13 protein-coding genes are annotated in these 8,871 nt (G+C 41.3%); 6 read left to right on the forward strand and 7 right to left on the reverse strand.

Annotated elements, in window-relative coordinates; genetic code table 11:
* The first annotated feature begins 57 nt into the window (after window positions 1-57).
* The 4 genes from L1D51_RS09295 to L1D51_RS09310 are packed head-to-tail and all read left to right on the forward strand — an operon-like array spanning window position 58 to window position 2,461.
* A complete protein-coding gene (locus L1D51_RS09295; protein WP_054563132.1) occupies window positions 58-750 on the forward strand; it encodes an aspartate/glutamate racemase family protein in 693 nt (230 codons plus the stop codon).
* A gap of 9 nt (window positions 751-759) precedes the next feature.
* The gene (locus L1D51_RS09300; RefSeq protein WP_054563131.1) at window positions 760-1,122 is read left to right on the forward strand and encodes a VOC family protein; all 363 of its coding nucleotides are present in this window, start codon (window positions 760-762) and stop codon (window positions 1,120-1,122) included.
* A 19-nt stretch (window positions 1,123-1,141) separates the two neighbouring features.
* Window positions 1,142-1,723, forward strand: coding sequence for a uracil-DNA glycosylase family protein (locus L1D51_RS09305; RefSeq protein ID WP_239963511.1), 582 nt, complete (start codon window positions 1,142-1,144; stop codon window positions 1,721-1,723).
* A gap of 3 nt (window positions 1,724-1,726) precedes the next feature.
* Complete coding sequence (locus tag L1D51_RS09310; protein ID WP_239963512.1) at window positions 1,727-2,461, forward strand: phytanoyl-CoA dioxygenase family protein; 735 nt, start codon at window positions 1,727-1,729, stop codon at window positions 2,459-2,461.
* A gap of 48 nt (window positions 2,462-2,509) precedes the next feature.
* Here the strand turns inward: L1D51_RS09310 and L1D51_RS09315 are convergent, their stop codons facing one another.
* Window positions 2,510-3,067, reverse strand: a complete 558-nt coding sequence (locus tag L1D51_RS09315; protein WP_054563128.1) for a hypothetical protein — start codon at window positions 3,065-3,067, stop codon at window positions 2,510-2,512.
* A gap of 112 nt (window positions 3,068-3,179) precedes the next feature.
* Here L1D51_RS09315 and arfB point away from each other — a divergent pair, with 112 nt between their 5' ends.
* Together arfB and L1D51_RS09325 are read left to right on the forward strand one after the other, a co-directional pair.
* Window positions 3,180-3,593 (forward strand): alternative ribosome rescue aminoacyl-tRNA hydrolase ArfB, encoded by a 414-nt coding sequence (arfB, locus tag L1D51_RS09320; RefSeq protein WP_239963513.1) that lies wholly within the window; start codon window positions 3,180-3,182, stop codon window positions 3,591-3,593.
* A gap of 135 nt (window positions 3,594-3,728) precedes the next feature.
* Window positions 3,729-4,049, forward strand: a complete 321-nt coding sequence (locus L1D51_RS09325; protein ID WP_054563126.1) for a hypothetical protein — start codon at window positions 3,729-3,731, stop codon at window positions 4,047-4,049.
* Window positions 4,050-4,064: 15 nt separating this feature from the next.
* Here the strand turns inward: L1D51_RS09325 and L1D51_RS09330 are convergent, their stop codons facing one another.
* From L1D51_RS09330 to L1D51_RS09355, 6 genes are all read right to left on the reverse strand, one after another.
* Entirely contained in the window at window positions 4,065-5,099 is a 1,035-nt protein-coding gene (locus L1D51_RS09330) for a DUF2955 domain-containing protein (protein ID WP_055198902.1), read from the reverse strand.
* Between the two features lie 13 nt (window positions 5,100-5,112).
* A complete protein-coding gene (locus L1D51_RS09335; RefSeq protein ID WP_239963514.1) occupies window positions 5,113-6,174 on the reverse strand; it encodes an HlyD family secretion protein in 1,062 nt (353 codons plus the stop codon).
* A 4-nt stretch (window positions 6,175-6,178) separates the two neighbouring features.
* On the reverse strand, window positions 6,179-6,655 hold the full coding sequence (locus tag L1D51_RS09340) for a MarR family winged helix-turn-helix transcriptional regulator (RefSeq protein ID WP_239963515.1): 477 nt from the start codon (window positions 6,653-6,655) through the stop codon (window positions 6,179-6,181).
* Window positions 6,656-6,790: 135 nt separating this feature from the next.
* The gene (locus L1D51_RS09345; RefSeq protein ID WP_055021257.1) at window positions 6,791-7,216 is read right to left on the reverse strand and encodes a TlpA disulfide reductase family protein; all 426 of its coding nucleotides are present in this window, start codon (window positions 7,214-7,216) and stop codon (window positions 6,791-6,793) included.
* 47 nt (window positions 7,217-7,263) lie between these two features.
* Window positions 7,264-8,154 (reverse strand): spermidine synthase, encoded by an 891-nt coding sequence (locus L1D51_RS09350; protein ID WP_239963516.1) that lies wholly within the window; start codon window positions 8,152-8,154, stop codon window positions 7,264-7,266.
* Complete coding sequence (locus tag L1D51_RS09355) at window positions 8,139-8,765, reverse strand: fused MFS/spermidine synthase (protein ID WP_239963517.1); 627 nt, start codon at window positions 8,763-8,765, stop codon at window positions 8,139-8,141. Before L1D51_RS09355 ends, L1D51_RS09350 begins: the two co-directional genes overlap by 16 nt.
* Window positions 8,766-8,871 lie beyond the last annotated feature (106 nt).

An 8,871-nucleotide genomic window follows, 5' to 3' on the forward strand; every position in this document is an offset into this window, starting at 1 on the left:
GCTAGCTTTGTTCTGTGCAATATCATATGGTGTTAAGTAAATAAAAAGGGAGCTGCAATGAAAACAATAGGCTTAATCGGTGGCATGAGTTGGGAGTCTACACAAAGTTACTACCAGCTTTTAAATCAAGGTGTTAAAAACAAACTTGGGGGGCTGCATAGTGCCAAGATAGTACTCGTTAGCCTCGATTTTGCCGAAATAGCTGTGCTTCAACAGCAACAAGATTGGCCACAGATGGCCGAGATACTGATTAAAGCCGCTAAGCAAGTTGAAGCCGCTGGCGCTGATTATTTATTAATTTGTACCAACACAATGCATAAACTCGCTGAGCAAGTACAAGCAACTGTTACAATTCCTTTGTTACACATTGCAGATGCAGTTGGTGAAAACCTGATCCAACATAACTTTAAAAAAGTGGCTTTGTTGGGCACCCAGTTCACTATGGAACAAGACTTTTACAAGCAACGCCTAGCTGATAAATTCGCCATAGATGTGTTAATTCCTGATACACAGGGGCGTGAAACAGTGCATCGTGTGATTTATGATGAACTATGTAAAGGCATCATCAGCCCAGAATCTAAAGCTGAGTATTTAACCATTATTGATGATCTAACTCAGCAAGGTGCTGAAGCCATTATTCTTGGTTGCACCGAAATAGCGCTGTTAGTTCAACAATCAGATACATCTGTTCCATTACTTGATAGTACAACACTTCATTGCGCTATGGCGCTTGAGAATAGTTTAAATTAGGAGCACACCATGTCGAACCACCATAGCTTAAATTATGTTGAATTTGCTGCTAAAGATTTAGCCGCAACAAAGGCATTTTTTCATCAGGTTTTTAAGTGGCAATTTACCGACTATGGCCCTGAATACACGGCCTTTAGCGCTGAATCAGCGGGCCTTGATGGCGGTTTTTATCAAGCCCCATTAACTAGCTTAACCAATAATGGCGGCGCGCTACTGGTGCTTTATTCAAATAATATTAAAGAGACTCAAGCACAGGTAGAAAAACACGGCGGCACAATTATTAAGTCCTTGTTTGATTTTCCTGGAGGCTGTCGTTTTCACTTCACAGAGCCAAGTGGTAATGAGTTAGCAGTTTGGTCAAAGCAAGCATAGATCATCTTTTTACTAACTTATGAGTACTCAATCATTATTAGAACAAGTTAGTAAATGCGTGATCTGCGAACCTCATTTACCACTCGGAGCGCGGCCCGTTATTCAGTTTAATCCACAGGCTCGCATTTTAATTGCTGGTCAAGCACCGGGAATTAAAGTACATGAAAGTGGCAAACCTTTTAATGATGCAAGCGGGCAAAGGCTTCGTTCTTGGCTTGGTGTAACAAGCGATGAGTTTTACGATGAGCGCAATTTTGCTATCTTGCCGATGGGCTTTTGTTACCCGGGCAAAGGAAAATCAGGTGATTTACCGCCAAGAAAAGAGTGCGCGATTGCATGGCGTGAAAAGCTCTTAGCGCAACTAAATAATATTGAGCTCACCATTATCTTAGGTAAGTACGCGCAGGCATATCATTTACCCCACACTAAGCAGCTACCCTTAACTGAGTTAGTAAAATCGTGGCGTGAATATTGGCCAAATTACTTGCCACTTCCTCACCCAAGCCCTCGCAATAATATCTGGCTAAAGAAAAATCCGTGGTTTGAGCAACAAGTATTGCCTGAGCTTAGTAATAAAATACGTGCAATTTTAGCAAGGTAAAAAATGGAAAATAACTTTTTTGCTGAAAACGGCTACTACCATGTAAAGGGCCTTTACACAGAGAGTAAGCTTAGCAAGGTAAGGCCAATTCTCAATAAATTTCATCAACACTGGTTGCAAGAAAACCAATCTTTTTACCAATCCAGAGGGATTAATAGCTCAGGTTTGACTGGTGCTGCATGTTTAAGTGTTGAGGAAAAGTTTACTCTTTTTGAGTTTGTCAGCGCCAACACACTATTGAAACAGGTTAAGGGCATTGTTGCTGAGCCCCAGTTTATGAATACTCAACTATTCTTTAACCCTTACAACCCTAAACAGGCAAATTATTGGCATCGTGATATGCAGTATCACTTAGAGCTTGATGCGCAAAAGGCCGCTCTTAGCGGCCCTGAAGTGTTACATTGCCGCGTTGCCTTTGAAGATGAGCCGGGAATAGAGCTAATACCAAGCAGCCATAAAAACTGGGATTCAGATGAAGAATTAATAGTTAGATTAGAACAGCAGGGCGCTCGAAATAGTGACTCACTAACTCGTGGTAAAAGTGTAGCACTCAAAAAAGGTGACTTACTCATATTTTCGGCAAATATGATCCATCGGGGCTTGTACGGTATGAATCGTTTTGCCCTAGATATTTTGTACTTTGAACGTCATCCAAGCCTTAATGAGTTTGTACAAACTGGATTTTTACCAACTGCACAACAAAAGCAGCATCTAAAAAACGCTATGGTATTTAAGTAAGCATAAAAAAAGCGGCTCACTCGCCGCTTTCTTTATTTGATAGTGCTGTTACTGCAACATTGCGAACAGTTCTTTTAACTGCGGCATATACTGCTTAACTAAGTTAACGTTACTTTCGCTAACATCTGCTGTTGCAGTACTTGCTTTAACACCTTCTAAAGCACCTGCCATTGAGCGAGTACCCGCATCAGATGATGATGCCGTAAGGCTTTGTAAACCACTCATTGCTTGGTTTACACGTTGCTTGTTCTCTTCTGACATACCCGCTTTAAGGTTTTCTAAATACGCCATTGATACCTCTGAGCCAACAGTAACTAACTGCTCTGGCGTGAAACCATATTGTTTGGTAAGGGCTTCGAACTCAGTATAAAGCTCATGCTTTTTGATGTGACCCAGCGCATCCATAACTGACGAACTGTCAACACCATCAGAACTACCTAGCATACCACCAAGGTTTACAGTATCTAACTCAGATTGGCTTTGTGACCAATTAACGACTGCAGGAAGGGCTTTAATGTAACGCTGTAGCTGATTTTCAGAAATATCTTCTGCGAAGCTAGAAAAACTCATCGCAAGTAGGCTCATAGAAATAAATAGTGCTTTCATCGTGATCTCCTTTCTTTCAAAATGGTTAGCAACCGGCGCAAATAGTCGAGCTATTATGTTTAGCCAATTACAAATGTTACAATACCTTTTTTACCATAGCTAACTGAACCTGATGTTAATTATTTCTAATACCGTCACAATTGATGAATGGGAACTCGACTTTAGTGCGATCCGCTCGCAAGGCGCAGGCGGGCAGAACGTCAATAAAGTTGCTACAGCTATTCATCTTCGTTTTGATATTAATCGCTCAAAGTTACCTGACTTTTACAAACAACGTTTACTTAATTTAAATGATTCTCGAATTACCAAAGAGGGCGTTATTGTCATAAAGTCGCAAAGTCATCGCACGCAAGAAATGAACAAAGAAGATGCGCTTAATCGTTTGAAAGAATTAATCATTAATGCAACACAAATACAAAAGAAACGAAGAGCAACAAAACCAAGTAAAAGTTCTCAGAGAAAGCGGGTGGACTCTAAAACAAAAAGAGGACAAACAAAAGCATTAAGAAAAAATGTAAAATTCTAACTTTCACATCAGAAAAACGTGTCAAAAATAAGCAGAACTGTAAAGAAGTGTAACTTGTTAACAAAGTTAATTGATGGTTAATCCTGCCGCGTCTATAATAGTCATACAATTTCACTGCTAATTAAGGAGCCGGGTATGGGCCAGAAATCACGCATTGTTGCCGCTGCAATGATAACGCTGTCAGCTTTGCCTATGTCGAGTTTTGCTGTAGATTCATGGCAAGCCGGAAGCGCGTATCCGCAAGGTAGTGAAACCTGTTATAACGAAATTCTTTATAAAGCCAGATGGTGGGCAACCCCAGGAGAAGAGCCTGGCAGTTCACAATGGGGCGCTTGGGTTGCAGATGTCGCCTCAAAAACCTGTGTACAGAGTGTCGTAAAAAAACAAGACGATTTACTTAAGTCTCTACCTACAATTTTCGAACCAAATAACAATAAAAAAGGGAGTTCTGATTAACTCCCTTTTTAATCTTTAATCAAACGTGTGATGCCTTGTCATTTCAAAGCGATTTAAGATGTGATGCATTATGTACACCGCACATAAGCTCAATAGTATGGCAACAGACACCGACGAAAAACGATAGAGCGCGCTGTAAACCAGATCTTGCCCCGGTCCTAATGACTGGCCAAACAAAATACCAAATGTCGTAACAATACCAAAGCCAACACCCGGAATACCGCCACCAATTATGTGATAACGACTAAAGATAAAGGTCAAAATCCACAGAATTAACGCAGGAAATATCAAAATATCTGTATGGTTATACAAAAATAACTGTGCCACTAACGCTAAGTTACAACCAATTAGGGTGCCTATCGCGCGCTGCCATGCAGCCATACCTGCCGCTTTCCAGCACAATGAAAACAATATCAGTACCGAGGCCGCTTGAGCAGAGATAGAATCTTGTAAATCAAATACCTGAAATACAACAAATGATAAAGTCGCTACGGTTGAACAAAGTAAGACTTCATGGCGCACACTTTCTTTTGCTTTCTCTGGCATTACCCGACCTTGGCGTGGTGCAACATCAGGGAATAAACCATGCATTAGCATCGAAAACAGCACAGTTACGACAACTGCAACAGCGTTACTAATGATCAGAGGATAAATACTGACACCACCGCCGGTGTAGGTCGAAAAATGCAATTGAATCGACAAGCTCACCACTGTTGTGGCACCAAATAAAAAGTTAGCACCACGGCTCATTTGATAGAATAAAAAGGCAAAGGCTATAAAGCTCATCATTGTCATTACAACAGGCAAGTGTGCAAACAATCCTTGTACAACCAATACGAATAGCGCACTGAACACAGCGCCTGCGTAAAACTGACGAATAATATGCATGTTAAGCACAGGCACTAAACCGAGCAGTAGCATAGGGTAAACAGTGAAAAAGATGCCATTCGGCCAGTTCATCAATTTTGCCAGTGAAAACCCTAATGCTGAGCCCGTAGCAATGCGCAGCGCTTGACGTAAGCCATTACCATCGAGTTGCAATACTGACATAACTCACCCTGTCTTAATATATGAAGTGCAGAACACTGATTAAACGGATTTGCATGCTCGCAAACCAGCTACCGATGCTAGAGTCAGGCAGTAGTTGCACAGTTGCACGCGCACCACTTGGAAATTTTGCCAGCATCTGGTGTTCATCTAGCTGAATATGGATACGTTGACGCTGTGCATCTCGTACCCAACGGTTGCTGCTTTCAGTAGCACTGAGTAAACCGTTAGCATTAAGCTGGCCATCACTCACACCCGCTTCAAAACTAATAATTTTGCCAGTAAACACTTTGCCCGGAAGCGCATCAAAGCTGACTTTTGCAGTGCTACCAACTTGTACGTGAACTAAAGACTTTTCACGAAAATCAGCCACTAAATCAGCTTTATTAGCAACTATCGCCATTAACGGCTGGCCCTTATTAGCATAGGTACCCGGTGTTACCTGTAAGTTTGCTGTTTTACCGTCGGTATCGGCTGTCACTGTGGTGTACGACAGGTTTAATTTGGCTTGTTCAAGCTGGTTTTGAGCATGACGAAGCGCTAAATTGTCATCCCCAATTTTACCGCGCGCTAATTTAGCCTCGCTAAGCTGGGCTTCAATTGCAGCCACATTGGCTTTGCTTGATTGATAGTTCGCATTGATTGTTTCGTACTCTTGATCTGAAATAGAACGCTTTTTCAATAGCGACTCACCGCGTTCAAACAGCAACGTTTGCTCATGTAGCTTAGCTTGAGCAGCCGCTAGCTGTGCTTCTATTGCTTTCACACTACTATCTAAACGTTGGTTTTGTAGTTTTGCATCATCATATGCAAGTTCAGCTTGTTGCACGGCAAGCTCAAAAGGCTCATCATTAATCTTAAACAAGGCTTGCTGTTTTTCGACAGCTTGATTATTGGTCACTAATACGTCGGTTACGCGACCACTTACCTGCGGGGTCACTTGCACGACAGGGTGATACACACGGGCCTGCGGTGTAACAGGCATATACAAATCGGCAATCACAAAATATAAAAATAAAACAATAAAACCCGCTAAAGAGATTTTTACGTAACGGGCAAACTTTTGATCTGGTGTCATAACGTTACTTATCTCCTGAATAATGACGGATACACTGACGGGCGTTTTGCTCCATCTGAATTAAACCATGCGCCATGGTATCGAGTTGCTCAGTGGTTAAATCAGCATAAAGATGCTGTTTCACATCGGCAATAATCACCTGCAATGTGTCTAACAATTGTAGACCTTGCTCAGTGAAGTACAGACGTTTACTGCGTTTATCTTCAGCATCAGCTTTACGAGCAATAATCTCTTGCTGCTCAAGATGTTTAATAGTGCGAGTTAGTGAAGGCATTTCAATGCCTAAGCTATTTGCTAACTCTTGTTGCGTACAACCTTGGTTTAGATGAAACAGGTGCATCATCGCGGTCCAGCGAGATTGGGTAAGACCCAAAGGCTCAACCGCCAAAGTGACAGCATCGCGACATAAACGATGCACACGGCCCATACTGCCGCATAATGTTAAATCAAGAGTTTCGTGAAAAGGGGGAGTGGAAGACATGATGCGCTCCATTTACTTAGCATGCTAACTATTTTAATGTAGTTAGCATGCTAAGTAAATATTAGTGCAATTAATAAAATAGATAGCTGTGTTCGATAAAAGCGAACAACTGCAAAAGTTATCTTCCTAATCACATTATTTAGCAATTAACTCTTTGATATGGCTTTCATAGAGGTCTAATTTATCAGCTACAAAGCCTGTGTGTTGGAACCTTACTACGCCTTCTTTATCGATTAAAAAGCTGCTCGGCATCCCTTTGAGTTGATATTGCTTGCCAATAACAGCGTCTGGGTCGTAAATAATATTAAAGTTCACTGCAAACTCAGTTAAAAAAGCATCGGCATCACTGCGCTCAACATCAATGTTTACAGCAATTACTTTAAGCCCTTGCTGTTGATACTTACTCTGCATGGCTATAAACCAAGGAAACGAGCGTCGACACGGGCTGCACCAAGACGCCCAGAAATCGAGTAACACGACTTGCCCTTTGTATTGATTCAATAGTTTAGACAACTGCTGCTGACTTGCAGCTAAAGGTGGGGGGGAAGGGTGCTCTGCCATAGCAGCAGAGCTCGTAATTAAAAGAAATGCAATTAAGGCGTATTTGATCATTGGTAATTTAATAAATTCGCTGGTGAATATTGGTCAGTGAGCACCTTGGTATCCGCTGGCCAATCTTGATTACCCTTAGTATAAAACAAATGCTCGCTGAGTAACTGCAAATCAACATCGTAAGGGGTTAACTTATTTGCGAGTTTGTTGACGCGTTCGGCTAACTGTTGCTGGCTAGGCATAGTCTCGAAGCCAGCTAAAATAATGCGATTAGAGTTTTCATCGGTCACAACATTAACAAAGTCACCAAACACATCGAAGTAAGTTGCCGACTCATGCTGGTACAGTTTACTCGATGAAAAAGTATTTGCAGCGACAATTCCGCCATCAGCTAAAACACTTTTTACTTCCGCAAAAAATTCCTTAGTGAGAAGGTGCTCAGGGATATAATCGCCGTTAAAGGCATCAAGAATAATCCAATCGTACTTTTGTTTTTTAAGTGCGGCACGTTTAATAAAAATACGGCCATCTTGCACCTTAGACGTTACGTTATCAGTTTCTACAAAGCTAAAATAATCACGGGCAACTTTTATTACCGCGGGATCAATTTCGACATTTTCGATATGAGCGCTAGGGTAAAGCTCATGAATGGTATTAGAGAGTGAACCTCCCCCTAAACCTATGATCAGTACATTTTGAGGGTTATCAATAAATAGTAAGCTTGCAAACGTCATTTTGGTGTAATTAAACACCAGCTTTTTAGGCTCACTCTTATACATACAACTTTGCGTACTTTTACGGGTTTTTTCGTTAAATTTTAAGCACAGTAAATCGCCAGACTTCTCAACTAAAATATTGCGATAAAGCGAGCGCTCTTTATGTATTACTTCTGCCAAGCTGCTAAAAGGCAATGTCATGACCAAACAAAGCGTTAAGACTCTAAACATACGGTACGCTCCTTCGTTTTTATTTGACTAACCGCAATTGCAAGCAAACCAAGCGCGCCTAATACCGCTGCAAAGGTTTTAATGATGTCGTTGACATCAAACGCTAACACCATATAAAAAGAGGTAATAATCGTACCAAGCGCACTACCTAGGGTGCTCACAAAATACAAACCACCGGCAACCTGACCACTTTTTTCATGATCGGTAACCAATAATCGCACTGAGTAAGGTGAGATCATGCCGAGTATTGTTGTAGGGATAAAAAACAACGCCGTTGATGCCAGCAACGAGCCGTAACGACTGTCTTCAATATGGGTGAAAATAAAGGTCATAATTGGCTCAGCAAACACTACTATTGGCACTACCATAATGCTTGCTACAAAGAAAATGAGACCATATTTAGTTAACGAAGGATTGCGGGTTGAGAGCTTACCGCCAAGTAAATAGCCGAAAGATAAGCTCAACATAAATACAGTGATAATACTGCCCCATATATGCACACTGCTACCAAAGTACGGCGCTAAAATTCGCCCGCCTAAAAGCTCAATTCCCATAATGCAAAAGCCGCTACTAAAGGCTAAAAAGTAGATAAGCGCATTGATTTTATTCATTAAACACCCGCTGATTTTGTTGTTATTTTACCCATCTTAACCTGATGCAGATAAGGATGCCATGACTGTTTTTTAAGCTGTAAAGGCCGTTGACAAAATATAGTTT

The organism is Pseudoalteromonas shioyasakiensis, assembly GCF_022398475.1.
Classification (GTDB): domain Bacteria; phylum Pseudomonadota; class Gammaproteobacteria; order Enterobacterales; family Alteromonadaceae; genus Pseudoalteromonas.

Excerpts from the sequence above, each read along its gene's own strand:
- L1D51_RS09295 (WP_054563132.1), top strand. The coding sequence starts at position 58 with ATGAAAACAATAGGCTTAATCGGTGGCATGAGTTGGGAGTCTACACAA.
- L1D51_RS09300 (WP_054563131.1), top strand. The coding sequence starts at position 760 with ATGTCGAACCACCATAGCTTAAATTATGTTGAATTTGCTGCTAAAGAT.
- L1D51_RS09305 (WP_239963511.1), top strand. The coding sequence starts at position 1,142 with ATGAGTACTCAATCATTATTAGAACAAGTTAGTAAATGCGTGATCTGC.
- L1D51_RS09310 (WP_239963512.1), top strand. The coding sequence starts at position 1,727 with ATGGAAAATAACTTTTTTGCTGAAAACGGCTACTACCATGTAAAGGGC.
- L1D51_RS09315 (WP_054563128.1), bottom strand. The coding sequence starts at position 3,067 with ATGAAAGCACTATTTATTTCTATGAGCCTACTTGCGATGAGTTTTTCT.
- arfB (WP_239963513.1), top strand. The coding sequence starts at position 3,180 with ATGTTAATTATTTCTAATACCGTCACAATTGATGAATGGGAACTCGAC.
- L1D51_RS09325 (WP_054563126.1), top strand. The coding sequence starts at position 3,729 with ATGGGCCAGAAATCACGCATTGTTGCCGCTGCAATGATAACGCTGTCA.
- L1D51_RS09330 (WP_055198902.1), bottom strand. The coding sequence starts at position 5,099 with ATGTCAGTATTGCAACTCGATGGTAATGGCTTACGTCAAGCGCTGCGC.
- L1D51_RS09335 (WP_239963514.1), bottom strand. The coding sequence starts at position 6,174 with ATGACACCAGATCAAAAGTTTGCCCGTTACGTAAAAATCTCTTTAGCG.
- L1D51_RS09340 (WP_239963515.1), bottom strand. The coding sequence starts at position 6,655 with ATGTCTTCCACTCCCCCTTTTCACGAAACTCTTGATTTAACATTATGC.
- L1D51_RS09345 (WP_055021257.1), bottom strand. The coding sequence starts at position 7,216 with ATGGCAGAGCACCCTTCCCCCCCACCTTTAGCTGCAAGTCAGCAGCAG.
- L1D51_RS09350 (WP_239963516.1), bottom strand. The coding sequence starts at position 8,154 with ATGTTTAGAGTCTTAACGCTTTGTTTGGTCATGACATTGCCTTTTAGC.
- L1D51_RS09355 (WP_239963517.1), bottom strand. The coding sequence starts at position 8,765 with ATGAATAAAATCAATGCGCTTATCTACTTTTTAGCCTTTAGTAGCGGC.